This window comes from Pedobacter sp. AJM (assembly GCF_002197755.1).
In the GTDB taxonomy this organism is placed as follows: Bacteria; Bacteroidota; Bacteroidia; order Sphingobacteriales; family Sphingobacteriaceae; genus Pedobacter.
Genome location: NZ_NHOT01000003.1, coordinates 363193 through 389667, shown reverse-complemented (window position 1 = coordinate 389667; position 26475 = coordinate 363193). Strand labels below are relative to the sequence as shown.

The 26475-nt window shown below is 40.5% G+C and carries 16 protein-coding genes; 12 read left to right on the top strand and 4 right to left on the bottom strand.

The features are described from left to right. Nucleotides 1–12: 12 nt before the first annotated feature. From CBW18_RS07505 to CBW18_RS07490, 4 genes are all read left to right on the top strand, one after another. Nucleotides 13–1128, top strand: a complete 1116-nt coding sequence (locus CBW18_RS07505; RefSeq protein ID WP_088300671.1) for a SusE domain-containing protein — start codon at nucleotides 13–15, stop codon at nucleotides 1126–1128. Beyond that, entirely contained in the window at nucleotides 1100–2191 is a 1092-nt protein-coding gene (locus tag CBW18_RS07500; protein WP_253248984.1) for a glycosyl hydrolase 53 family protein, read from the top strand. Before CBW18_RS07505 ends, CBW18_RS07500 begins: the two co-directional genes overlap by 29 nt. A 95-nt stretch (nucleotides 2192–2286) precedes the next feature. After that, nucleotides 2287–4830, top strand: coding sequence for a membrane or secreted protein (locus tag CBW18_RS21550; RefSeq protein WP_216359210.1), 2544 nt, complete (start codon nucleotides 2287–2289; stop codon nucleotides 4828–4830). A 50-nt stretch (nucleotides 4831–4880) separates the two neighbouring features. Continuing rightward, a complete protein-coding gene (locus tag CBW18_RS07490; RefSeq protein ID WP_088300670.1) occupies nucleotides 4881–7328 on the top strand; it encodes a DUF4982 domain-containing protein in 2448 nt (815 codons plus the stop codon). An 80-nt stretch (nucleotides 7329–7408) separates the two neighbouring features. Here the strand turns inward: CBW18_RS07490 and CBW18_RS07485 are convergent, their stop codons facing one another. Beyond that, nucleotides 7409–7783: a chorismate mutase gene (locus CBW18_RS07485; RefSeq protein WP_088300669.1), complete on the bottom strand. Its 375-nt coding sequence runs from the start codon at nucleotides 7781–7783 to the stop codon at nucleotides 7409–7411. A gap of 786 nt (nucleotides 7784–8569) precedes the next feature. Here CBW18_RS07485 and CBW18_RS07480 point away from each other — a divergent pair. The 7 genes from CBW18_RS07480 (at nucleotide 8570) to CBW18_RS07450 (ending at nucleotide 20339) form a co-directional block, all read left to right on the top strand. Continuing rightward, nucleotides 8570–9148 (top strand): RNA polymerase sigma factor, encoded by a 579-nt coding sequence (locus CBW18_RS07480; RefSeq protein WP_088300668.1) that lies wholly within the window; start codon nucleotides 8570–8572, stop codon nucleotides 9146–9148. A 99-nt stretch (nucleotides 9149–9247) separates the two neighbouring features. After that, nucleotides 9248–10435, top strand: a complete 1188-nt coding sequence (locus tag CBW18_RS07475) for a FecR family protein (protein WP_088300667.1) — start codon at nucleotides 9248–9250, stop codon at nucleotides 10433–10435. A gap of 139 nt (nucleotides 10436–10574) precedes the next feature. After that, a complete protein-coding gene (locus tag CBW18_RS07470; RefSeq protein ID WP_088300666.1) occupies nucleotides 10575–14177 on the top strand; it encodes a SusC/RagA family TonB-linked outer membrane protein in 3603 nt (1200 codons plus the stop codon). 4 nt (nucleotides 14178–14181) lie between these two features. Beyond that, the gene (locus CBW18_RS07465; protein ID WP_088301326.1) at nucleotides 14182–15552 is read left to right on the top strand and encodes a RagB/SusD family nutrient uptake outer membrane protein; all 1371 of its coding nucleotides are present in this window, start codon (nucleotides 14182–14184) and stop codon (nucleotides 15550–15552) included. Between the two features lie 11 nt (nucleotides 15553–15563). Next, on the top strand, nucleotides 15564–17549 hold the full coding sequence (locus CBW18_RS07460) for a TlpA disulfide reductase family protein (RefSeq protein ID WP_140418644.1): 1986 nt from the start codon (nucleotides 15564–15566) through the stop codon (nucleotides 17547–17549). Further along, nucleotides 17546–19180 (top strand): S41 family peptidase, encoded by a 1635-nt coding sequence (locus tag CBW18_RS07455; protein WP_088300665.1) that lies wholly within the window; start codon nucleotides 17546–17548, stop codon nucleotides 19178–19180. Before CBW18_RS07460 ends, CBW18_RS07455 begins: the two co-directional genes overlap by 4 nt. Nucleotides 19181–19190: 10 nt before the next feature. Further along, complete coding sequence (locus CBW18_RS07450; protein ID WP_088300664.1) at nucleotides 19191–20339, top strand: AhpC/TSA family protein; 1149 nt, start codon at nucleotides 19191–19193, stop codon at nucleotides 20337–20339. 135 nt (nucleotides 20340–20474) lie between these two features. Here CBW18_RS07450 and CBW18_RS07445 read toward each other — a convergent pair whose 3' ends face one another. Then, nucleotides 20475–21134 (bottom strand): class I SAM-dependent methyltransferase, encoded by a 660-nt coding sequence (locus CBW18_RS07445; protein ID WP_172406467.1) that lies wholly within the window; start codon nucleotides 21132–21134, stop codon nucleotides 20475–20477. A gap of 187 nt (nucleotides 21135–21321) precedes the next feature. On the opposite strand from CBW18_RS07445, the gene CBW18_RS07440 reads away from it, so the two are divergent. Continuing rightward, nucleotides 21322–22314 carry an AraC family transcriptional regulator gene (locus CBW18_RS07440; protein WP_088300662.1) on the top strand — a complete coding sequence of 331 codons (993 nt, stop codon included), beginning with the start codon at nucleotides 21322–21324 and terminating at the stop codon, nucleotides 22312–22314. A 174-nt stretch (nucleotides 22315–22488) separates the two neighbouring features. On the opposite strand, the gene CBW18_RS07435 is transcribed toward CBW18_RS07440, so the two are convergent. Both CBW18_RS07435 and CBW18_RS21735 read right to left on the bottom strand, forming a co-directional pair. Further along, nucleotides 22489–23640 carry a PepSY domain-containing protein gene (locus tag CBW18_RS07435; protein ID WP_088300661.1) on the bottom strand — a complete coding sequence of 384 codons (1152 nt, stop codon included), beginning with the start codon at nucleotides 23638–23640 and terminating at the stop codon, nucleotides 22489–22491. A 2-nt stretch (nucleotides 23641–23642) separates the two neighbouring features. Further along, the gene (locus CBW18_RS21735) at nucleotides 23643–26021 is read right to left on the bottom strand and encodes a TonB-dependent receptor (protein ID WP_088300660.1); all 2379 of its coding nucleotides are present in this window, start codon (nucleotides 26019–26021) and stop codon (nucleotides 23643–23645) included. Between the last annotated feature and the right edge of the window lie 454 nt (nucleotides 26022–26475).

Here is a 26475-nt window from a genome sequence, read left to right as displayed (position 1 = left end):
CGTTTCAGCAAAATGAAAAAAATATTCAACGCCTTATTTACCCTTCTGCTATTAAGCATTTTCATGCCGGGTTGCAAAAAGGATGAAAGTAATAACGTGGTCGTCAATCCATCAGCTTCAGCTTTAGCATTTAAAACTTCATCTGCTGCGGTAGTATTAAGTCCTGGCAATGATGCAGCCAATGTGGTAACCTTTAGTTTTAATGCAGCAAATTTTGGGGCAAATGTAGTAACGGCTTATTCTTTGGAATTTGATCTGCCTGCAGATACCAGTGGCACCAATGCCTGGGCAAATGCAGTGGTGGTGAAAATTCCTGCAGGCACCTTACAGAAAACATATACCGGTGCTGATTTTAATGCATTAAGCGGTGTGCAACTCACATTGCCAACAGGTACGGCCAGCACAATCGCTGTAAGGTTAAAAGCAGAAGTAAACCAAAATACGGGAGTGGCCTCTGCCATTAAGCCAGTATACTCCACCCTAACCATGACGGTAAACCCTTACAAAGCCATTGTAGAATATCCGGCATTGCTGGTTAAAGGAGGCAATTCATGGAAAACACCAGCCACTAGAACCAATGGTTTTTTACTGGCATCTTCCAAGTTTAACAGTAAATACGAAGGTTATCTGAACCTGCCCAACGCAGATGGTTATGGTGGTGATGCTTTTCAACTGGCATCAACCCTGGATGCGAGTAAAGTATATGGCTGGGGCGGAACGGCAACAACCATGAGCTTGAACAGTGGTAATTTATACCTTTCGCCATCACCAGCATATATGAAAGTTAATGCTGATGTAGCGGCTTTAACCATCACTTATACACCGGTTAAATTTTTCATCTCTGGAGATGATAACGGTTGGAGTACCTCTGCTACACCATTGAATTACAATGCCACAACCGGAAAACTGGAAGCCGCAAACGTAGCACTAACCGCCGGAAAATCATTTGTATTTACCTGTAATGGTGGTTATGACATTAGCTACAAGGTTGATGCCTCTGGCAATTTGGTCTTTGCAGGTGCTCCAGTGTGGGGTGGAATCAATATCCCGGTTACCAAAACCGGCGTGTTTACTGTTACTTTAGATTTAAGCGCGGGCGATGGAAATTATACGTATACCATTAAGTAAAATGAATATGTTCGCAAAATATATAAAAGGCATCAAATGGTTTACTTTAGTAGTGATCATAATTTTAACAGGTGCTGGTTGCAAGAAAACCATTAAAGGTGAAACGCAATTTTACCCTGAGGCTGATGCGGTAGGTACCTACGCTAAAGGTGCCGATGTAAGCTGGGTAACCGAAATGGAAGCTGTAGGGCGGAAGTTTTTCAACAGCGCCGGCGTGCAACAGGATTTGTTTAAAATTCTAAAAGATAAAGGTATTAACACCATCCGCTTAAGGGTTTGGGTTAATCCGGCTTCGGGATATTGTAATACCGCCGATGTATTGACCAAGGCAAAACGGGCGAAGGCTGCGAACATGCGTGTGCTGATCGATTTTCATTATAGCGATACGTGGGCAGATCCTGCGCAGCAGAACAAACCAGCGGCCTGGGCCAATCAGGATTTCACGACCTTAATAGCTTCCGTTCGCAGTCATACTGTTGCCGTTTTAACGGCTTTGAAAACAGAGAACATTATCCCGGAATGGGTGCAGGTAGGTAATGAAACCAACGATGGTATGTTGTGGAATGATGGAAAGGCATCTGTAAGCATGAAAAATTTTGCGGAATTGATTCAGGCAGGTTATGAAGGCGTGAAGGCTGTAGATCCAGCTTCTAAAGTGGTGGTGCATATAGCCAATGGATATGATAATAGTTTATTCAGGTGGATTTTTGACGGATTAAAAGCCAATGGCGCCAAATGGGACGTAGTGGGCATGTCGCTTTATCCAACTGCGGCAGATTGGTCTGCAAAAAATACCCAATGTTTAGCCAATATGAATGATATGGTTACACGTTATGGTTCTGAAGTGATGATTTGTGAAGTGGGGATGCCGGTTACGGATGCTTCTGCTTGCAGAGACTTTATTAAAGATATTATGGCGAAAAATAAATCGCTTGCCAATAACAAAGGTTTAGGCGTTTTTTACTGGGAACCACAAGCATACAACAGCTGGAATGGCTACAAGTTAGGCGCATTTGACGATTCGGGCAAACCCACCGTTGCGATGGATGCCTTTTTGCCTTAATCTGCAAGCTGTATAAGTCGTAAACATTCCCTCTTGACGGGTACCCAAAGGGAAGGAGTAGTGACAAAAAACACATTTGATCAAAAACTTCTTACATGATTTTAAATAAACAATATTTATTTATTCTGGCCTTTATTTTGATGTCCGGCTTTGTCCGGGCACAAAATAAGCAAGGCATTTATGTAGATGCGAAAGGGGTGATCCGCTGGGAAAAGAATCATCAGGAAGCTGCCTTTTTCGGTACCAATTACACAGCGCCCTTTGCCTATGGCAATCGGGCTATCTTGAAAACGGGAATTACTGCAGAACAGGCTATTAAAGATGATGTTTATCATTTCTCCCGTTTAGGTTTAGATGCCTTCAGGGTACATGTATGGGATACGGAAATTTCAGATTCATTGGGGAATCTATTGAATAATGAACATTTACGCCTGTTCGATTTTTTACTGGCAGAACTGAAAAAGAGAAAAATCAAAACATTAGTCACACCCATTGCTTTTTGGGGCAATGGATACCCGGAAAAAGATGAACGTACCGGAAGTTTCTCCAGTAAATACGGTAAACACGATGCGTTAATGAATGAAGCAGCTTTTAAGGCTCAGGAAAACTACCTGAAACAGTTCTTCAAGCATAAAAATCCATATACAGGGTTAACCTATCAGCAAGATGCGGATATTCTGGCAACTGAAGTGAACAATGAACCCCAGCATAGTGGTACACCTGAACGCACAACAGAATACATCAACAGAATGGTGAGTGCCATCAAAAGTACCGGGTGGAGCAAACCCATTTTTTACAACATCAGCGAATCGCCTAAGTACGCGGCAGCCATTGTTCAAGCAGATGTGCAGGGACATAGTTTTCAGTGGTACCCAACTGGTTTAGTAGCAGGCCATACCTTAAAAGGCAATTTCCTGCCGAATGTAGCTGCGTATAAAATTCCATTTGATACCATTCCTGCCTTTGCCAACCGTGCAAAAGTGGTGTATGAATTTGATGCAGGCGATGTGATGACCCCCATTATGTATCCCGCCATGGCGAAAAGTTTCAGGGCAGCTGGTTTTCAATGGGCCACACAATTTGCCTATGATCCAATGGCTACAGCCTATGCCAATACCGAGTACCAAACCCATTATTTAAACCTGGCTTACACGCCTTCAAAAGCCATTAGCTTATTAATTGCCTCCAAAGCATTCCATCAGCTTCCAAGGTTATTTAAATCCGATAGTGAAACCAGTTTTGGTGCTTTTAAACTTGATTACAAAAAGGCACTCAGCGAAATGAATACTGAAGAAGCTTTTTATTATACCAATTCAACCATTTCTAAACCAGTTAACAGCCAAAAAATCAAACATATTGCAGGAGTAGGCAGTTCTCCTGTAGTTCAATATCAGGGCAATGGCGCTTATTTTATTGATCAGGTGGCAAAGGGAATCTGGCGTTTAGAAGTGATGCCTGATGCCATTCCAGTCAGTGATCCTTTTGCAAAAGCTTCGCCTCAAAAAACGGTCACACAAATTGATTGGAAAAATTCAATGATGGAAGTTCAACTGAATGATTTGGGCGCAGCATTTGAAATTAAAGGCCTAAATGCTGGTAATCAGTATGCTGCTCAAACAAAGACTGGTCGATTCAATATTTCGCCCGGAAGTTATTTGCTCGTAAAGAAAGGGCTGAAGGCGTTATGGAAAGCTAAAGATGCCTATGAAAATATCGTCCTTGGCGATTTCGTTGCACCAAAGGCCAGTTTAAAGGGGGTTTTTGTTAAATATCAACCTTTAAAAACCGCGAGTGAAAATGTAGATCTGGCAATTAAAATGGAAATTTTTGGTCTTGATCAAAAAGATTCTGCTTACATAGAATTGAACAATGCGCTTGGCCAATGGAAAAGCATGGGCTTAAATAAAATAGATCCGTACCATTTCACGGCAATTGTTCCTGCCGAAATGTTAAAGCCTGGAGTATTAAATTACCGGGTTATGGTTCACCAGGCCAATGGAAAATACCATACTTTTCCAGGGAATGTTCCGGGCAATCCTTATGTTTGGGATAGGCCGGAAACCGAAAGTTACCAAACCTATGTCGCGGCGAAAAATGCGCATCTGGAAGTTTTCAATCCCGAATCAGACCGGAATAACATCAATATTTATAATCCGGATTGGAAGAATAATAAAATGGAATTTACCTCCTCTGAAAATCCGCTAAACCTGGAATTAAAGCTTTCAATGAATGCACCAGAAAAGGCAGCGATAATGGGTTTCCAAAGTTTTATTGCAGATTACCTGTCGGGAAGAATGACTGACTTATCCGGCATGAGTACATTGGTGATCCGGATGAAATCGAACCTTAAAAACACAAAAGTAAAAGTGGGTTTAATTGATGCCGATGCACATTTCTTTTCAAAAGAAATTTCGGCTGAACGCGATTTTCAGGAAATAGAGATTCCGTTAAACCAGTTGAAGGCAGACCAGCAATTGTTATTGCCACGACCATATCCTGGTTTCCTGCCCTTATATTATCAATCGCAAACAAAAGCCCGTTTTGATTTAAACCTAATCGAAAAACTGGAAGTTACCTTTGGTTACAGCGACAAAATTCAACCCGTTAACTTAACCATATCATCCGTTTACTTTAAATAAGTGATTACCTTCATTTTAGCTAATACCATATTCAATTACATTGATCCTTTATGAAAATTTATTCCTTAAAAAGCACGCTGATTATCCTTTTCCTGCTTACAGTTACATCTACTTCATTTGCACAAAATAGAACAGAGCAATTGCTTACCGATGGATGGAAGTTTTTTAAAGGTAAAAATGAAGCCTCATTTGCAAAAGATTTTAATGACAGGGCCTGGAGAAATGTCACCGTTCCGCATGACTGGGCAATAGAAGGGCCTTTTGATAAGGAAATTGATAAGCAAATGGTGGCCATTGTGCAAAATGGAGAATCAAAGCCGAGTGAGAAAACTGGTCGCACGGGTGCATTGCCTTATATCGGTGAAGCCTGGTACCGAAATACATTTAGCCTGCCAGCCAGTGCAAAAAACAAGCAGGTAATTTTGCAGTTTGATGGTGCAATGAGTGAACCCAAAGTGTATTTAAATGGTGTTAAAGTGGGCGAATGGAATTACGGTTATAACTACTTTTATATGGATATTACCGATCACATACTTGCCGGCCAAAAGAATGTATTGGCGGTTCACCTGAGTAATCAGCCAAAGTCATCCAGGTGGTATCCTGGTGCAGGTTTGTACCGCAATGTTCGGTTGATTACTAAAAATAAAGAAAACATTGAACAGTGGGGTGTAAGCATTACTACACCAGAAGTAAGCAAGGATTTCGCCAAGGTGAACATCAAAACCAAACTTTCTGCTGCGGGGGCTAAACTGATCACCAGAATTTTAGATGGCCAGGGAAAGTTGGTTGCTACAGATACGGCCAAAACATACTTTGGCAATGAAGCCGATCAAAATATTAAAGTATTACATCCAAATTTATGGAGCCCTGAAACACCTTATCTGTATACCGCTGTTTCTAGCTTATATGATGGGGACAAACTTTTAGATGAAGTAACGACCCGTTTTGGTGTCAGATCAATCAGCTACCTTGCCGGAACCGGCTTCAGTTTAAATGGAAAGGTTCGGAAGTTTAAGGGCGTTTGCCTGCACCATGATTTAGGGCCGCTGGGCACGGCGGTAAATGTTGCTGCATTGCGCAGACAATTGATGATTTTAAAAGATATGGGTTGTGATGCCATTCGCAGTTCGCACAATATGCCATCTTTAGAGCAACTGGAATTGTGTGATGAACTTGGTTTTATGTTCCTGTCCGAAACTTTTGATGAATGGGCAAAGCCAAAAGTAGAAAATGGTTATCACCGCTTCTTCCAGCAGGATGCGGAAAAAGATGTCGTGAATTTAGTTAAAGCCACGAAAAACCATCCCTGCATTGTCATGTGGAGTTCGGGTAATGAAGTACCGGATCAGTTTGGGGCAGAAGGCGTGAAAAGAGCGAAATGGTTACAGGAAATTTTCCATCGGGAAGATCCAACACGTCCGGTAACGGTAGGCATGGATCAGGTAAAAGCCACCATGGCTTCTGGTTTTGGTGCCTTGCTGGATATTCCGGGCTTAAACTATAGGGTGCATTTATACGATGAAGCTTATAAAGCTTTTCCTCAAGGCATGTTATTGGGTTCTGAAACGGCTTCAACGGTAAGTTCAAGAGGGATCTATAAATTCCCGGTTGTAAAAGCTAAGAATAAAACTTATCCTGATTTCCAGAGTTCATCTTACGATCTGGAATGTTGTGATTGGTCTAACGTGCCGGATGATGACTTCGTGATGCAGGACGATAAGCCCTGGGTAATTGGTGAGTTTGTATGGACCGGTTTTGATTACCTGGGTGAGCCTACACCATATGATGAAAGCTGGCCTTCACGAAGTTCTTATTTTGGTATGTGTGATTTAGCCGGGATTCCAAAAGACCGTTATTATCTATACAGAAGCAGATGGAATACAGAAAAGCCAACCTTACACTTACTTCCACACTGGAATTGGGAGGGTAGAGAAGGACAAACTACACCCGTTTTTGTTTACACAAATTATGAAAGCGCAGAGCTTTTTTTAAATGGTAAAAGCTTAGGGGTGCAAAAGAAGAACAAGGCCACGCCTCAAAACCGTTACCGTTTAATGTGGATGGATGTAAAATACGAGCCAGGTACGTTGAAAGTGGTAGCCTATGATCAAAATGGCAAGGCTGTTGCAGAGGAAACGAAAACTACCGCGGGTAAACCTTACCGCATTGTACTTGATCCTGACCGGAAACAGATCGTTGCTGATGGAAAAGATATCTCATTCGTTACCGCAACAGTAGTGGATCAAAATGGAAACCCTTGTCCGACCACTAGCGAGAGATTGAATTTTGAAGTGAAGGGTGAAGGCAAATTCAAAGCCGTTTGTAATGGAGATGCCACCTCATTGGAAATGTTCGATCAACCGACCATGAAACTGTTTAGCGGTAAACTGGTCATCCTGGTACAGTCTACAGGCAAGCCGGGCAATATGATCTTAAAAGTGAAAGGTAAGTCACTGATCAGCGGATCTGTAGAAATTGCTGCCCTAAAGCAACAATAAATGAGAGAGGCTGCTTGAAAAATGAATTGATGTTCAATAAAATCTGGATTTATTGAACATCAATCAAAAAGCTTAATGGCTTACTGATCAGAATTGGCAGATTTTATTTCCTCTTCTTTTCTTAAACTTTCTTTGTGAATGGCATTGAAAACTTCAGTTACAAAATCAGGCGATAAATCATGCTTTTTACCTGCTGCTATATTTTTCTCCAGCACCTGCTGAAAACGTGCGGCCTGTAGGGGTGGGATATGGTTCTTTGCTTTATAAATCCCTATTTCTTTCACTACAAGTTCGCGCTGACCCAATAGCTCAATGAGTTGCCGATCTAGGGAATCTATTTTCTTTCTATTACTTTCCAATGGGTTTATGGTAGAGGATGGAGAAGTTGATTGTGCAAACAGACGGTCGCTGCCAATGATTAATAAAGTAACGAATAAAAATTTTTGAAGTTTCATAACCCATTAACGTCAATTGAAACAGAATTGATATTAAAACTGTAGTTATTATTTTTTAGAAAGCAGATTATAATACATTTTAATATTAAATAAAGAATGGCTTTGCAATGATTTAACATTAACGATAATTTTCATTTGTTTATCTACTTATATCAGTAGTATATCTATATTCTTATTTTACTTTCCAGCGAGATGGTATGTTTGCATAATAGTTCTCTATTCCAATAAACCCCAAACAAATTGATTGCTGTTTCGCATAAATGCCCTAAATGTAAGAACCCTGAAACTTATAGGGTGAAAAGAGGATTTCTTTTCAGTTCAGTATTCACGTTTATTCCGGTAAGGCGGTTTAAATGTTACCGCTGCTTCAATAAATTCTATATTTTTTAAGTTATAATTTTTAGTTTTTAATTCAGCCGATTGTTTAACAACATCGGTTTTTTTGTGAAAGATTAAAACTAAAATTCTCATTTGATTCTATGATTGCGATCTTTCATTGAGGGGCAATAGTGTGAAAATAAAGGTTTTGTTTTGGTGAACGATATTTGAAATTTTAGTAATAATAATACTACAAATCACATTCATTTTGATCAGTTGGTGATGGTCGCTTTTTTATAAATAATAATTTCTGCAGTATTTAGCGGTTATTTGTTTAAAATAACGGCTATCGGCGTCTTTTTTGACGTGACTAACGCCAGAAATGAGGAATGAGAATAAAATTATTCCCTATATTTAGAGTTCAAATAATATATTCCTGATTTTTTCAAATAAATTCTATTTCGCAAAATGCCTGCTTTTTACGCTTCAATTACTGATGAAAAGTTGTTAGCGATGATTAAAACCGCTGATAAGGATGCTTTTGCAGAAATTTACAATCGCTATTGGCCCATACTATACCGGCATGCCTTAAAAATGTTGAAAAATCACGACGAGAGTGAAGATGTTGTTCAGGATGTTTTTGTGAAATTATGGAAAATAGCGAATCAACTGGATGAAAATATATCCATTGGAGCCTATCTGTATGCTGCCACAAGAAATGGTATATTAAATATATTCAGCAGAAGTACGGTAAAGGATAATTACCTGGCTGAAATCCGAAGTTTTATGAAAGAAGGATATGAAATAGCAGACCACAGGGTAAGGGAAAATATTTTAGCCCATCTCATTGAATCTGAAATTCAGAAACTTCCGTCGAGAATGCGTGAAGTATTCGAATTAAAACGCAAGCATAACCTTTCTTATAAAGAAATAGCCGAAAAAATGGATATTTCCGAACTCACCGTGAAAACCCAAATGAATAAAGCCATTTCCACCTTAAGAACTAAATTTGGAAATCACCTCGGCATTTTTATTGCCTTTTTATAATCTCCTCAAAAAAATAACAAAAAAATAACTTTTTTTTAATACGGCATACAACATTGTGTAGAGCTGCCTGTCATGCTAATATACCACCTATGATAGCGCATGAATAATAATAGCAAAAGTCAACCCGTCAATGATTACCTGAGCAATAAGTTATCCGCTCAGGAAAGCGCAAGACTGGAGACCTGGTACTTGCAAAATGCTGAAGCAGCAGCAGATCAGGAAATAGAAATTAATTACCCGGAGGTTGGAAACAACATTTGGACAAGAATCAACCAAAACATTGAATTAGATCAAAGTGCTTTCAAAGGAAAAGAAAAAAGATCCTTTATTGCATCATTATCAACCTTCACTAAGCTTGGAATTGCAGCATCATTGCTTGTAATGATGGGTTTGGCCGTTATTTTAACTAAAAATAGCCGTGAAGATCAGGATCACTTTGTGGTTGCTAAAGAAAAAGACATTGCTCCAGGTAAAAATATTGCCCTGTTAACATTGTCAAATGGAAGAAAAATAGATCTTGCTCAAATGGTTAATGGCCAGATGATTAAGGAGAATGGTTTAGAAATTATTAAAACAGCAGATGGTCAGTTAATTTATAATGTAACAGCCGATGCGAAAGGTCATTCAGGTCTTAATACCGTTTCAACGCCTGCCGGGGGGCAATACAAGATCGTTTTACCTGATGGATCAACCGTTTGGTTAAATGCGAGCTCGTCATTAACGTATCCGACTAAATTTGCTTCCAATGAGCGGAACGTTACCCTTACCGGAGAAGGTTATTTTGAAATCAAACACATAGAAGGCAAAAGTGGCAGATTACCATTTTCCGTTTCAGTGAAAAAAAATAATGCTGAATATGAAAGTGTTCAGGTTTTGGGTACACATTTTAACATTAATGCTTATTTGGATGAGCCTGCAATAAAAACGACCCTGCTTCAGGGAAGTGTGCGGATTGAAGGAATGGAAGGCCAGACTGCCTTAATGAAACCCGGACAACAAGCTGAGGTTTACAAGGGGAAAATGCAGTTGCGGAATGCGGATACAGAGGAAGCGGTGGCATGGAAAAACGGCGAGTTTATTTTTAGGGAGGACTTACAAAGTGCGATGCGTAAGATAGCCAGGTGGTATGATGTAGAAGTATTTTATGACGAATCTGCACCAAGACAGCTCATGCTGGGCGGATGGATGTCGAGAGCAACTAATATATCTGAAGTATTGAACCATATTCAATTAACCGGAAAAGTTCATTTTAAATTAGAAGGAAGGAGGATCACCGTTTCCAAATAATCATCCAGTATCTAAAAAAAACCAGAAGTGCTTGGCGGCACCTCTGGAAGAAATTTGGATGCTGACAATAACTATCAACTATTAACCACATCATGCAAAGCCTTCGAAACGTAAGCATGGTGCTAAACCAAACAAACAAATGTATAAAAATTTTACTTCACTCGGGTTGCTCCACAGGCAGCTCAGCAAACTGCTGCTTGTTATGCGACTTACAGCCATGATCTTAATGATTGCTTTTATGCAACTGAGCGCAGCAACCAAGGCGCAGAAAGTTTCTATTGTGGAAAAAAATGCACCACTGGAACGCATCCTGAAAGAGATTCGTAAGCAAAGTGGTTACGACATTATTTATGATCTCAGCATTGTGCTGGATGCCAAGCCTGTATCTATCAATGTTAACCAGGTTAGCGTATTCGAGGCTATTCAAAAATCATTAAATAACCAGGCCCTTTCTTTTTCGCTGGATGGTAAAACCATTGTAATTAAAGAAAAGAGCGTGACGGATAAACTGGTTGATATTATAAAGGCCGTTGATGTAAAGGTTTCAGTAAGGGATTCTTCAGGCAGACCACTTCCGGGAGCCAATGTGTACAACAAAACCATCAATAAGGTGTACACCACCGACAAAAACGGAGACTTGGTGATTAATGATGTGCCTGCCAATGGTTATGTCTTGCAAATTAATTATCTGGGCTTTAAGGGCGAGGAGATTTTCGTTGACCGGAAGACCATTACTTATTACATCATACTCCGACAGTCTTCAGCTGTGCTGGAGGAAGTGTCGGTAGTTTCAAACGGATATCAGAAAATAAGTAAGGAGCGTGCCGCAGGTGCCTATTCGGTTATTACCGGTAAAGAACTGGCAGCTAACCCGGCTGTAAATATTCTGGAACGCCTGGAAGGGCAGGTAGCGGGTGTTAAATTTGACATTAAAAACAACGCTGTACAAATTCGCGGTGTAAATAATTATGGAGCCGGCAACGGCATCCCGCTCATCGTAGTAGATGGATTTCCTTTAATGAATCCGAGTGACCGTGCAACCTTAACCTCACCCGTAAGCGGCAATACCTTTGGTAACTCAATTATCAGTAACATTAATATGGCAGATATTGAACAGATTACCTTTCTTAAAGATGCTTCAGCTACATCCATATGGGGTTCAAGAGCAGCAAACGGGGTAATTGTTATAGAAACTAAGAAAGGAAAAAAGATTGCCCCGTCCTTGAACGTTGGTTATATTTTTGGCATATCAAAAAATCCTTCCATTGCCGATTTGCATTGGATGACCAGTGCGCAATACATCAATTTGGAGCAGGAGATGGTGGATAAAGGGATACTTGTAGACCCTTTAACAGCAGGGCAGGGGAATGAAATTTACGCGCCCAACAACAGTGAAGCTACCGAATGGATGTTCCGGGTTAAAAGGGGTACAGCAACTGTGGCACAGCGCGATGCCGCACTGGCTGAAATTGCATCGAGAGATGGCATGAAGCAGATTGAAAAATATTTACTTCAGAATGCGATTAATCATCAGTATAATCTTTCTTATTCAGGCGGTTCTGAAAGCAGTACCTATTATATTTCTGGAAATTACACCAAAGATACCCCAATATTTAGAAGCAATTATGGCGAAAATGCTTTTGTAAATGCCAATACCTCAACCGATTTTTTTAATAAAAAAGTAACCCTGAGGGCATTGTTTAATTACCAGTATTCCAGGTCCCAGTTTAACCAGGCTGCAGTAAATGCACTTTCGGTAAGTACTACAGCGCTCCGTCCTTATGATTTATTGCAGGATGCAAATGGCAATAGTATTGGCAGAAATATTATCATTACCGATGCTTACGCAAACAAATTGGTAGGCCAGGGTTATCTGCCATTTACTTACAATACATTGGATGAGTTAAATTATTCAAATTCTATTGCTAAAAATAATGTACTCAGGATGAGTGCAGGTTTAAATGGTAAAATTGCGAAATGGCTAAATGCTGATGTTTCCATATCTAATCAGCGGCAGTTTGGTAGCTCCTATACACTGGATGATGCAAATAGTTATGCAGGCAGACTGCTTACAAATAACTTTACCCCGCTTGTTAATGGCCGGGCAGTTCCACCATCTTTTGCGGGTGGACGCTACATTACCTATGGAAACACGTCATCAGAAACATCTCTAAGAGGTCAGCTAAACTCTGACTTTAATATCGGCGGTAAACACCAGTTCAATGCCATTGCTGGAGCCGAAATCAGAGAAACCAATTCGGATAATACATCTGAAACCAGGTACGGATTTAACGCAGATACACGTACAACTGCAACAGTTAATCCTACACAAATATATCCGGATATTTATGGTTATGGCCAGTCTTTAGGTGCTAATTTAAGTAGTCTAATTGCTTACCGTAAGAGGTATTTATCCTATTATGGTAATGCATCATACAGTTATGAGGAAAAATATTTTGTTACTGGTAGTTTAAGGTTTGACGATGCCACGCTACTGGGAGTTGACAGGCGTAAAAGAGCCGTACCATTTTGGTCAGTTGGTTTGAGGTGGAATGCGAACAAAGAAGAATTTTTACAGAATACAGAATGGCTGAATGCACTTAGCGTTCGTGCAACTTTAGGTACGGCTGGTGTAGCTCCACTGACTGGCACAAATGTGCCTATATTAACAATAACAGGTACCGATCCACGCACCAACCAGCCAGTAGGCAATATCGATTTACCTGCCAATTCTGATCTGGGTTGGGAAACCACAAAAATGGCCAACCTGGGAGTTGATTTTGGATTTTTTAAGGGCAGATTAAATGGAAGCTTTGATGTATATTTAAAAAGAACAACAGGCATTTTAGGGAACTTTGCCTATAACCCGACATATGGATGGTCGAACCTTAATTTCAATAGTGGCACCTTAAACGGCAGTGGTTATGAATTCACTTTAAACGGTGAAATTATCAGGGCTGGCAAGTTCAGCTGGAAGTCGATATTGAATTTTGGCTATAACACCAATAAGGTCACTGATCAGCGATATGCCAATAACGCCAGTAGTATCGCAGGGACAGCGGCGACAATTGAGGGCATGCCATTAGGGGCTACCTATGTTTATCGCTGGGCAGGACTTGATAATAAAGGTCAATCGCAGATTTATGACCGCAACAACAACATCATCAACAATACAACCAATCTTACCAATGCATTTACCAAAGATGATTTAGTTTACGTGGGTAGACGCTTTGCGCCTTATACGGCCGGTTTCAACCACAACTTCAGCTATGGTCAGTTGGAGTTGGGAGTAAGATTTGTAGGTTATTTTGGCCATATTTTCTTAAAAAATGCCGTGACCAATTATCCAAATTTTGCAGGCACATATTCAGGCGTGCTTGGTCGTCAGGGAGAACTGGATAATCGCTGGAGAAAACCAGGTGATGAAGCCAATCCTGATGTTATTCCTGGATTGACAGATTTGAACTTTAACAGCATTAACCGTTACCGTTTTTCAGATGCTTTGGTTCGAAATGCAGATAACATCCGTTTACAACAGATTTCTCTAGCGTATATCGTTCCACAGCGCTTCCTGCCCCGCAACTTTGTGAAATCTTTGTCGCTATCGGCAAATGTGCGAAACCTGGGGATTGTCTGGCGGGCAAATAAAGATGGTATCGATCCAGAATTTATCAATACAGGAAATTTTGGTAGCGTAACACCTACGCCAAGTTATGTTTTTGGAATTAATGCAACGCTTTAATCACATGAAAAATAGATATTCAATTATATTGTTTGCCTTAGCAATTACTTTGGCAAGCTGCAGAAAATATGTGGAGATTGATCAGCTTTCAGTCAGGACACTAAAATATACTTCCGATTTCAGGAATACCATGAATAATAATAGTGTTCTGGAACCGACCTATTCTTATCCGATTCTTTCAGGTGATGATATAGAAATAACAGATGCAACAAGGCAAAACGCACTTGGCGATATTTTAGGCAATGTGTACACCTGGGCACCAAAGTATACTTCAGAAAGTCAAAGCGATGCCGATTGGGACAAGCTGTATAAAACCATTTATGTATGCAACCAAGTGTTAGACGGTGTCTTAACATCTCAGGACGGGACGGAAGCAGAAAAGCAGCAGATTTATGCAGAGGCTTTGGTACACCGGGCATATACTTATCTGGTGTTGGTAAATACGTACGGCAAGCAATATAATGCAGCCTCAGCATCAACTGACCTGGGCGTTCCGCTGCTGACCACACCAAATTTATTTGCTAAACTCAACAGAGCCTCTGTTGCCGATGTGTATAAGCAGATATTAAATGATTTAAGAATATCAATAAGTCGTTTGCCCGCGGTTGCAGCGTATAATGTACGCCCGGCGAAAGTATCAGGCTATGCCATATTTGCCAAAACATACCTCAACATGCGTGATTTTAATAATGCAGCGTTATACGCGGATAGCGCCCTGGCATTGCAAAGTGGCTTACTCGACTTAAAAACCTACGAAAATACACCTGTAGCCATTCCTGTTAGGCTATTGAATCCTGAAATCCTGTTTTCCAAGATTTCAAATGTAGTTTACCCTGCTACTTCCCTAAGTAGTGACTTACTGACTTCCTTAGGAACGACAGACTTGCGCTATAAGTTGTTTTCAGATGTTAGAAGCAAGTTTGGCAATCAGTTTAACACCTCCTTTACCGGAAGGGCATCCACCAAATACCTGATTAATGAATTTGTAATCAACAATGGCCCTACTGTGCCTGAAATGATGCTGATTAAAGCAGAATGTTTAGCCAGGGCTGGAAAAACTGCAGATGCAATGAGTTTGGTCAATAATTTGAGAATTAAGCGCTTTACAACGGCCAATTATGTTCCATTAACAGCGGGAAGTGCCGGTGATGCGCTTCGTATCGTTGTTGAAGAGAAAAGAAGGGAATTTTTTGGAACAGGGATGCGCTGGTTTGACCAGAAACGTCTGAATCTTGATAACGATTTCGCGATAACAAAGAATCGCAGTTTCAAGGGGGTTAATTATACTTTACAACCCAATAGCAACCTTTACTTATATCCTGTCGGAGATAAATACATTCTTCTGAACCCCGAATTGCAACAAAACCCTAGATAGAAAATCAATCCATGAAAAAACATTTTTTTAGAAAATGTATGCTACTGCTTTGCCCGTTTTTCGGGCAGCAGTTAGCTGCACAAACGGTAACCTGGCAGCCCGAAATACTAAAGCAAAATCAGAAAATCAGCTTTCAATACCAACCGAAAGGTGGCGATCTTGAATTTAGTGACGGACCTAAATCACTCGCGGCAGTATACAACGGTAACAAATGGACTACTGTCCCTGTTCAGTTAGCGAAAAAGAGCGACATCTGGACAGGAAACTATCAGCTTCCGGATCATGCCCTATTAATCGCTTTGAAATTTTATCAGGGTGATCTTCAAAATCCTGAAGCAGTTGACAATCAAAACGGCAAGGGTTATTACCATCAGGTTATGGATACTAAGGGAAAAATAATTCCTGGTACCTACCTGGCAGAAGCCGGTTTGAAAGCAGGCGCAACCGGCGATTGGACACTGAATAGCTTTGTTAGTCCTTCCAAGGACCAAAAGATGATTGATTCTTTACTGCAAAAGGAAGAAAAGCTGTCTAAACGTATACCAAGGTCACTTCTGTTCAATTATCTCGATTTGAAGCAACTCACCATGCCCGCTGCTGAATTCAGCGTAATGGCAGATAACCTGTTAAAGGGCGAACTAAAAAATGGGAAACTTAACGAACAGTTTTTAGCACAGGCACAACGCTATTACGATAAATTAAAAGATAAAAATGGTTCAGCAGCAGTAAAATCAATTATTTTGAAAGATTACCCAAAAAGCAGCACGGCCAGGTTTTTAAGCTTCAGAAAAAATACGCAGGGAAAATACGGAAAAGATTTTGAAACAGGTGCTGAAGATTTTCTTAAGGCTTTTCCATACAGCGACTGGAAGAAATCGCCAGACAATCAGGGATATATTTACTATACGATATTCAGAAACCTGGCGACACAATACTTTGACGACGGGCAAAATGAAAAATTTTTAGGCTTATTTAAGGATATTGATTTCAAAACTGCCAACGAAATCTACCGCTGGAACATCACCCGAAATCAAATGGCGGGAAAAAGCGATCAGAAATTACTTTATAACGATAGCCGCATAATTATTCCTTATCTGCTGGAAAGACAAAAGGACAAATCTTATTCAGGCGATTTCGATGATGCCGAAAAAGCTCAGGAAAATGCGAATAATCAAATGGATGATCGCTTATTTACGCACATTGCTCTTGCAAATGCCCAGGGTGATTATGCCGGGGCAAACCAGTACTTCAAATATTTATCTGAAAAAGGCACTTTCGGAAATGCGGATTTAAATGAAATGCATGTTAATGTGTTAGAAAAACTGAACGATACCAAAGCCATTAAGCCCTTATTGGAATCGAGCGTGGCTGCCAATGCCGTAACGCCGGTTATGTTTACCAAACTTAAGGAATTGTATAAAAGCGAACATGGCGGTAAGGAAGAAGGCTATGAGCAGTACCTTGCCAGTTTAACACCATCAGACAAGAAAAATGAAATGAAGGTGCATGTAATGGCGAACATGGTTAACTACCCGCTTACGCCATTTAGTTTAGAAAATGCCGACGGTAAAATGGTTAATTCTAAAGATTGGGCAGACCAGATTGTGGTGATTGACTTCTGGGCAACATGGTGCAGGCCATGCATTGAGGCTTTCCCGGGTATGCAGCTTCTGATAGACCAATATGCTAAAGATCCGAAGGTTGCCGTATATATGATTGGTACCATGCAGTTTGGCGATTATAAAGCCAAATCTGTAAACTATGTAAAAAGTCAGGGCTTTCGTTTCAATCTTTTGCATGATGCTATTAGTCAGACAGGGACACAGGATCAAGTATTTAAGAGCCTTTTACCATTGTTTAAACAGTCCTCTATCCCACGCAAAATCATCGTAAAAAACGGTGTTGTACGCTACAGTTCAGAAGGATATTCCGGTAGTCCGAGCCAGTTACGCGATGAATTATCTACCGCGATTGAGATTTTAAGAGCAGAGAAATGATGATAAGAAAAACGATAATTACAGCCTTTTTTTCCTTTTGGATTGGGCTTTCTGTTCAGGCACAGATGAATCCGAAGATTAAGCTGCAGGATGCCTTAAAACTGATCCAGGATAACTATGTAGATCCGGTAAATGATGAGCAGGTTGTTGATGCGGCCATTAAAGCGATGTTAAGCAGCCTCGATCCGCATTCCAGTTACATCAGCCGGGAAGAAATTGAAGCCATGAATGAGCAAATGACCGGTAGTTTTGCCGGTATTGGGATCTCATTTGCCATGGTGGCTGATAGCACCTTTATAACGGGTATTAATCCTGATGGCCCGGCGGCAAGGGCAGGTTTTCAGGTAGGCGACCGGATTAGTACGGTTGATGGCGCCTCCATTTTCGGCAAAGGTTTAAGAAACCAGGATGTGATGCGACTGCTGCGGGGTGAAAAAGGAAAGGCTGTTAAGTTAGGCATTATGCGCAAGTTGCAAACCGCACCGCTTGAATTTAATGTGATGAGGGAACAGATTGCTGATCTCTCCATCAATACCAGTTACATGGTCAGCAAAAATATAGGCTATATTTCGTTGGCTATATTCAGCCAGTCAACCAGGAGAGAAATGGATGCAGCACTAAAGAAGTTAAAGGCTCTAGGCATGACCAAATTAATCCTGGACTTACAATCTAATGGTGGCGGACTTGTTGAAGCTGCTATTGGTGTAGCGGATGAATTCCTTCCGAAAGAGAAACTGGTTTTCTATTCGGTAACCAACTCCGGTGTAAAAGATAACTATATGACGGGTGGTTTTGGCCAGTTTATGACAGGCGATCTGGTGGTTTTGATTGATGAGTCAACAGCTTCATCAAGCGAAATATTAACAGGCGCTTTACAGGATTGGGACAGGGCAGTGGTCATCGGTAGAAGAAGCTTTGGTAAAGGCATCATGCAAAAAGGCCTTGAGTTAAGCGATGGTTCTGTAATCAAACTGACAGCTGCACGCTACTACACGCCATCGGGCAGATCAATTCAAAAGTCTTATGCTAAAGGTAAAACAGATTACTTTGAAGATTTTAACAGGCGTATGGCCTCTGGTGAACTGACTGAAGGCGGGCACATCAACTTTCCGGATTCTTTAAAACATACCACCCTCTTAAATAAAAGAACGGTTTATGGCGGAGGCGGGATTATGCCCGATAAGTTCATACCAATTGATACGGCGATTTACAGCGCATGGTTAAATAAATTGATGAACAGCGGGCGGGTAACACAGGCGGCTTTCAATTATGTACAACAAAACCGAAAAAGTTTAACCGATAAATATGCTGACTTTGATGCTTTTGATCATTCCTTTAATATAGAGGAGCAAATGATTGATCAGATCATGACCAGTGCGATTAAGCAGGGGCTTAAACTTCCGCCAGTAAGCGATAAGGTAGCAAGAAAAACCATTGCTGTAGAATTAAAGGCAGAGATGGCCGATATGCTCTATCTGGGTAAAGGCTATGCGCTTCGTGTTCGGAATGAAGCGAGTACGGCCTTTAGTACAGCATTAGATATCCTAAATAACCAAAAGATTTATAATCAATTCCTGGAAGCAAAACCTTCTAAAAATACAACTGCTCCATCCAAAATCACGAAAAAATAATCTATAAACCATGAAAAAAACAGTATTGGCAGCAACATTAGTGATAAGTGCTTTTGTTGCCTCTGCACAAACAGGCTATGTGATCAAAGGCCAGATTGGCAAACTGGGCAAACCCGCAAAAGCCTTTCTCTTAACTAAACTGGAAGGGAAAGAAAAACTAGATTCAGTAGAACTGGTTAACGGGGCTTTCACCTTTAAAGGTTCAGTGCCTTCACCAATGGAGGCTACGCTTCGCTTAAAACATGACAAATCCATCGATACACCCGGACGACGGATTAAAATTGATGGCATGGCCATCATTTTAGGAAACGAAAATATTACCATTACCGGGAAAGATTCCATTAAAAAAGCTACAATCAAAGGTTCAACTTTAACCGATGAAAGTAAAAAAGTTGATGCCTTTTTAAGTCCTATTTATGGAAAACTGAAAGCCCTGGATAAAGAATTTGCTGATCAACCAGAAGCTAAAAAACAGGATAGAACCTATATCATGGACCTGGAAAAACGGGCAAAAGTGATCGAGAAAGAGATTTTTGATGCCAAAATTAATTATGTGAAGCAAAATCCCAATAAGTATATGGCTTTGATGGCGCTTAACTCCACATTAGGTCCGGGTTTCGACGCCGTAGAGATGGAGAAAATCTTCGCCAATATTTCTCCTGAACTCAGGACTTCTTTTTTAGGAAAGCAGGTTGCTGAACGTATTGCTAGCTTTAAAAAAACGCAGGAAGGTGTGGAGGCACAGGATTTCTCCCAACCTGATGTGGACGGTAAAATGGTTAAGCTTTCTGACTACAGAGGTAAATATGTGCTGATTGACTTCTGGGCATCATGGTGTGCACCATGCAGAAGGGAAAACCCGAACCTCGTTAAAGTATATGAGCAATATAAATCAAAAGGATTTGAAATTTTAGGCGTTTCACTTGATAAGGCTGCCGATAAAGCAAAATGGCTTAAAGCCATTGCTGATGATAAATTGACCTGGAAACAGGTTGGAGATTTAAAAGGCTGGGAAAATTCAGCTGCAGCTCAATATGATGTTAAGGCTATTCCGATGAATTTTCTGATCGATCCAAGTGGAAAAATTATTGCCAAGGAACTTCGCGGCCCTGCACTCGAAGCGAAAATAAAAGAGATTTATGAAAATAAATCTAAGTGAAATTTTTTTTAGTTAATGATGACGGATGCAGGTTGATGGATGTCGCCTGCATTTTTTTGTTCTATTGGTTTAAATATTCCGGAACAGACCAGACCAGGTGGTTTACCTTGTTATTAATGGCTAAAATTAGAAAATCTACTTTTTTCCGCTGATTTGTATAAAAGGCCTCACCATCTTTTGGCCGTCTGCAGCTATCAATTCTTCCGTCATTTGCTTCACTTCGATGGTTTCAAAGCCAGATATTCTGAAGAATGTTTTCAGCTCGTTAAGTTCATAAAATTTAAAATCCGCTTGCGTCCAGGGCAAATCTCTTCCAAATTCTTTTTCGATAAAAGTCAGATTGAATAATCCGCCAGTACGCAAAACCCGGTAAATCTCTTTAAAAATGAGTACCGGTTGTGCCCAGAAATAAACGGTATTGGCCATAAAACAACAATCAAAAAAGCGATCCTCAAAATTTAATTTTCCGTCATTTGGTAAGGTTATCAATTCGCCGTAGCCATCATCTTTTTTAAAAAATTCAACGGATTTGGTTTGTTCCTTCACTTCTTCAGAAAACTGTATGCCATAATAACCAATCCCCTTGGCCTGTTGTAAGAGGAATGGCAGGTGGTGGTTGTTTTGCCGGTCAATCTCAAGTACAAAAGAATGGTCAGACAGGTTAAGCGCTTCTATCGTTTTATAAATGGCAGTTTGAGGTTTTGTTGATATGTCCTGTTTGGTTTTTCTGGCTGGTTTATGCGCAATAGCTGCTATTCGTTGGCTCTTCTTTTTATAATCAGTTGACTTTTCCATACGGCATTGTGAATCTCTTTCCATCAAAAAATTACTTTGTGCTTTAATTATTGAATTATAAATTGATTTGCAAAAGTGAGTATTGACAGCTTAAACGATTTACATAAAAAGGATTCTTTTTTGCAAGAAATGTAAATTTTAAAAATCATTAGGGTATAGTTCCGTTTTTTTTATCATTATTGCCCATATGGGGATTAATGTTGGTAAAGATTATGGCGCCTGGAAAAACGTGGGTGGGCGTTTTGAGCAGTTTCCAGATGAGAAACAGGTTATCAAGGAGCGCAGAAATCAATATAGTTTTTCTTTTAGTGAGGCTGAACTGGTACAGATGAGCACGCCAGACCTTTATATTGTATATGGTGATATTCGGTTCAAGCAAAATCAGATCTATTTTAGCCCGGGCCGTGATGTTCCGGATATGGTTAAATTGCGCTTCACCTTATCAGGAAGTGCAAGGATATACAACCAGGTGAATAAAAAACAATATGATTTTAACGCGAACCAGCAAAACATTATTTATATGCCTGAACTGGATGGTACCGGTGTGTATGATACCAACCAGAATTACCGTTTCTTTGAAGTGCATTTTGCTAAAGAAAAGTTCCTGCAGCTCGCTGAAAACTCCAATCAGGCCCTTCAGGTTTTAGCTGAGCATCTGGATAGCGGGCGTTATGCGCAAATTGCTGAACAGGATCTTCCGGTTTCCTGGGCCATGCAAAACTGTATGCAGGAAATTCTGCACTGTCAATACACCGGCGGATTAAAACTTCTTTTCATTGAATCAAAATGCACAGAATTACTGGTGCTCCAGGCCGAATCTTTTGAAAGGGCAGTGGCTAAAAAAAATAATTTACCATTGCCGTCTGCATACGATAAGGACTGTATCTATTTTGCCAGGGATTATTTAATTAAACATATTCATCAACCGCCATCTGTTGCAGCTTTAGCCAGGATCTGTGGTATAAACGAGTATAAACTGAAACAGGGATTTAAAGGCCTTTTTGATAAAAGCATATTCGGTTATCTAAATGATCACAAACTGCAGCAGGCCAGGGAAATGCTGCTGGAGGGTACACCCATAAAATCTGTTGCATTTCAATTGGGCTATTCATCCGTCCAGCATTTCAGCAATGCATTCAAGCAAAAGTTTGCCGTTTCACCTGGAAAGGTGAGGAATTAACGATTAAATCATTGATGACCAGTTAATGTCTTCATTTTGGCAGGCAGAAAGACTGAAGTATTTGTGGAAGAAACTTGCACCCCTTTAACTTTATCCCGATCTCATAACGCCACTCACCAGGGTTAAAAGCATGGTTGCCATTTTGATGGCTGCGGTATTTTAGCGTGAATAAACTTACTTGCCTGATTTTCGTTTCTTCGGCTGACTTTTATTATACCACATGATGAATCCCGTTACCGGCATCGTGGCGCAAATAAGAGAAATGATAAAAGCCAGTATTTTAGAAGGCATTCCGGCATAGGCACCAGTATGTAAGTCGTAATTCATGCTTCTGAATTTCTCTCCGCCAATAACCGTTTTATCATTATACTGCATTAGCAATTTTCCGGTATTCCGGTCAAAATAGTACCACTCAAAAAGGTGTGTTCGGTTTTTGGCCAGCCTCACCTGCACATCAAGCGGGTCGGTTACTTTTTCCCTGAAACGGATGGAAAAAAGATCCGCAGTATGGTGTTTGGTCAGTAAACTCTCCACTACACGATCTGTTGGCAGGGCAGGGTAAGCACTATTGGCTGTGGATGCCGGAACACTTCGCTTTTTGACCGTTTTAGCACCGTTTGCCAGGTATTGTACCGACTGATCTGCCCATGAAAAAGCGAAAACAAGTCCTGTAATACAGATCAGCATGGCTGGGATCAGGATATAAAATCCCATTACATTATGCAAATCATAATTAAAGCGCTTTTTTCCAACTCCTGATTGCAGCAATAAGCCCTTTTTGAAACCTTTTTTTGTCCATTTCCTGGGAAACCATAACACCAGGCCACTCAATAATAAAATAAAAAAACATGCCGCGGCTATTCCCGTAATCATGGTGCCGATGGAATCACCAAGCAGTAAATTCATATGCAGATTCAGCACCAGTTGAAAGAATTCATTTTTGGTGTTTTCCACATACATCACCTTGCCAGTATAGGGGTTAACGTAAACACGATAATAATATTTGTACTGCTTCCAGTAACCGAAAGCCTTTTTATTGGTCGCGGATGCGCGAAATACCCAGCTGCGGTTTTTGCCCGGATAAATTTCTGCCCGGGAAATCTTAACGCCTGGTTTCAGCGCATCCTGTGCAGCACCACGCAGTTGAGTAAAACTTAAAAAACGATCCTTTGGCCTGTTTTCAACATATAATCTGTCCTGGTAAAAAAATGCTTTAAGTTCATCTGAAAAAACATTGATACAGCCCGTTATACTTACGATGAAAACAACCAGACCAGTAATTAGGCCCATCCATTTATGTAACCAGAAAAACGATTTCCGAAACATTACTAAAAAGAATAATTTAAGTTTAAACTCATGGTTGCGCCAATGCCACGCACATATTCTGCATCGATGGCGCGGTACTGGCTGACTACTGGATAATATGAGTTATTCAGTAAGTTTTCTACACCTAAACCAGCAGACCATTTCTGACTGAAGCGGTAGCCTGCAGAAAGGTTAAAAAGACTGACCTCTTTTACATCACCCTCACTGTTGGCAAACAAGCCATTGGCACGTACATCAAAGCGGTCGCGGCTTCCGGTATATACCCAGAATAATTTCAGGTCAAGTGCTGATACCGGACGATAAGTCAGGTAAGCCGTTGCTTTAGGCGGAGCAATACGTAACCCATTCATGTAAACTTTGGTACCATTGGCTTGTTCTGCTTTTCCTTCTGTATAAGCATAACTGCCTCCAAGCGCCCATTGCGGACTGAAGTTTAAGTCTGCCGTAATTTCATAGCCCTTTATTTTTTCCGGCTCACGCTGTGGTACCAGAAAGCCACCCACATCTACCAGGTTTGCGCCTAGTTTTGAGGTGCTGATGAAATAGGCGGCTGTTACATTTAAAATTCCTAACCTGCTACTGAAACCAGCTTCATAATTATTGGTGATGATCGGATCTGTTGCAATACTTTCCAGCGTGCTGCTGGTAGCTGTTCGCAGGATCCGGCCCAGTTCGTTGATGGCAAAGCCTTGTGAAAAACTAACAAAGGGGTTAAAAATGTCATATTTGTTGTATCTTAAACCAGCATTAAAGGTGGTGGCACGATAAGGAATTTTTCCACCACTTACCGGGATACTTCCCTGCCCGTTAGGTCCGCGGGCAATGGTATTAAAATCTTTTACTTTAACAGTCGCATTTTCATATCGGATGCCTGCTTTCAGGATGAAATTGGTGAGGATATCAAATTTCATCTGGGCATAAGGTGCTATATTGAGCATGTTCATATCAGGGATGTAAACCCTTCCATCCGTTAATACCTGGTTGGTGCGGTCATTTAATACATCCAGGCCATAGGTTAATTCACCATTGCCCAAACTTCCGGCTTTCCATGGCGTATTTAATGTCAGCCTGACGCCTTTTTTGAAGGATTGTATTTTGGTTTGACCGGGGCCATACCAGGCTGTTCCCTGCGCAACATATCGGTTCATGGAAACAAATCCATTATAATAGGCGGAAAGGTCCAGGCTGCTCGATAGGGGTAAGGCCGTGTTGCGATAAGCCACCAGTACATTATGATTATAAGGGGTGCCTGCCGCCTCGCCTGGATCATCACCTTTTTGCCCTACTGACGGGGTAATGCCATATTTGCCAACTACATTTACATAATCACTGTTTTGTACACTTCTGAAAAGGTTATAGGAAGCCACCATTTCGCTATGAGCATTGGGCTTGTAGGCCAGTTTGATAAAGGCATTATACAATGAATTTTCTCCAAGTCCGTCAGGCTGGGCAATGACATTGCCATCTGCGTCTTTCTGTACACCGGTGTAATTGTAAGTGCCGTTAACTACATATGAAAACTTGTTTATTGTGCCTGAAAAACCTTGTGAAAAACGGTATCCCAAAGTATTGGATGGATGGGCTAAATTACCACTTATTCCCATGCTCGAAGTACCGCTTAAAGTTTGATCAGTATTTGGTTTTTTAGTGATGAAGTTAATGATACCGCCTGCAGAGCCATTCCCGTATATGGAGGTTGCCCCCTTGATTACCTCAATTCTTTCAATTACGGATGGATCAAGCGTTCTGATATCACGACTACCATTCATCAAAGGAGTGGATTGCGGAATACCATCAATTAAAACCAATACCTGCCTGCCCCTTAGGGTTTGCCCCGAATTGGTTGCTTTATTATTTGAAGTTCCAAGGCCGGGAACGGTATTACCAAGTATGGCGGTAACAGATGGGTTAACGTTTAATTGTTCTTTCACATCACGTGCGTTCAAAATGGTTACAGAAGATGGTACATCTTTCAAACTTTCAGCTTTCCTTCCTGCTGTTACAATAACTTCATTTAGGGCGTTTGCTGGTTGAAGTACGAAAGCGATATTAAGAGTGGAATCACTGATCAGTGCAACATCCTGTTTTAAAGTTTCGTAGCCGATCAAGCTGATGGATAAACTGTATTTGCCAGATGATAATGTCTTTAAAATAAATTTTCCGTAGGTATCGGTCTGGCTCTTTTTTCCACTACTGAGGCTTATCGTTGCATTTGGCAAGGGTTGTCCTTCTGTATCTTTTACCGTACCGGATATAGAGGCATTGATCAAATCATTCTGCTGTGCCGTGGAATTTAACGGAATAAGCAAAAATAATATAAAAGAAAATAGGAGTGTAGATGGACTAAAAGGTAATAAGTAGGAATAGTTTCTGCTAAACATTATCAGTAATGGCTTAAATAGGGAATATTGATATTAAATGTAATTTTTGCAAATATATCCTTATTTAGACTGAATACAAACTGTTTAAGGAAATCACTGGCAGACTTTAATTAAAAACCACTTCTAAACCGCTTAGAAGATAAGAATGGGACTCAGCAACATAATTTTTCTATTGAGGTTTTCCTTTTAAGAGAAAGTTTCCTACTGGCGGACAGGATGCGTTGTAACAAAACTGTTCGGCAATGAATACTTAACATTAGGTTAATACACGGTGTGGTAATTTTGTGACGGCCAATGGTAAGTAAATGTAGAACCAACAAACAAGCTCTGAAAGCTTTATCTGCCTTTCTCAGCAGAATGATGAGAGAAGATGAAAAACATAGACAATGCTCTGAGTTCATCTATTTTGCAGGATGTCCATACTTACCACTGGTACAGCGCTCCATTAAAAAAA

Bases quoted from the DNA above. Each gene is read 5' to 3' on its own strand.
- CBW18_RS07505 (WP_088300671.1), top strand. From the start codon at position 13: ATGAAAAAAATATTCAACGCCTTATTTACCCTTCTGCTATTAAGCATT.
- CBW18_RS07500 (WP_253248984.1), top strand. From the start codon at position 1,100: ATGGAAATTATACGTATACCATTAAGTAAAATGAATATGTTCGCAAAA.
- CBW18_RS21550 (WP_216359210.1), top strand. From the start codon at position 2,287: ATGATTTTAAATAAACAATATTTATTTATTCTGGCCTTTATTTTGATG.
- CBW18_RS07490 (WP_088300670.1), top strand. From the start codon at position 4,881: ATGAAAATTTATTCCTTAAAAAGCACGCTGATTATCCTTTTCCTGCTT.
- CBW18_RS07485 (WP_088300669.1), bottom strand. From the start codon at position 7,783: ATGAAACTTCAAAAATTTTTATTCGTTACTTTATTAATCATTGGCAGC.
- CBW18_RS07480 (WP_088300668.1), top strand. From the start codon at position 8,570: ATGCCTGCTTTTTACGCTTCAATTACTGATGAAAAGTTGTTAGCGATG.
- CBW18_RS07475 (WP_088300667.1), top strand. From the start codon at position 9,248: ATGAATAATAATAGCAAAAGTCAACCCGTCAATGATTACCTGAGCAAT.
- CBW18_RS07470 (WP_088300666.1), top strand. From the start codon at position 10,575: ATGTATAAAAATTTTACTTCACTCGGGTTGCTCCACAGGCAGCTCAGC.
- CBW18_RS07465 (WP_088301326.1), top strand. From the start codon at position 14,182: ATGAAAAATAGATATTCAATTATATTGTTTGCCTTAGCAATTACTTTG.
- CBW18_RS07460 (WP_140418644.1), top strand. From the start codon at position 15,564: ATGAAAAAACATTTTTTTAGAAAATGTATGCTACTGCTTTGCCCGTTT.
- CBW18_RS07455 (WP_088300665.1), top strand. From the start codon at position 17,546: ATGATGATAAGAAAAACGATAATTACAGCCTTTTTTTCCTTTTGGATT.
- CBW18_RS07450 (WP_088300664.1), top strand. From the start codon at position 19,191: ATGAAAAAAACAGTATTGGCAGCAACATTAGTGATAAGTGCTTTTGTT.
- CBW18_RS07445 (WP_172406467.1), bottom strand. From the start codon at position 21,134: ATGGAAAAGTCAACTGATTATAAAAAGAAGAGCCAACGAATAGCAGCT.
- CBW18_RS07440 (WP_088300662.1), top strand. From the start codon at position 21,322: ATGGGGATTAATGTTGGTAAAGATTATGGCGCCTGGAAAAACGTGGGT.
- CBW18_RS07435 (WP_088300661.1), bottom strand. From the start codon at position 23,640: ATGTTTCGGAAATCGTTTTTCTGGTTACATAAATGGATGGGCCTAATT.
- CBW18_RS21735 (WP_088300660.1), bottom strand. From the start codon at position 26,021: ATGTTTAGCAGAAACTATTCCTACTTATTACCTTTTAGTCCATCTACA.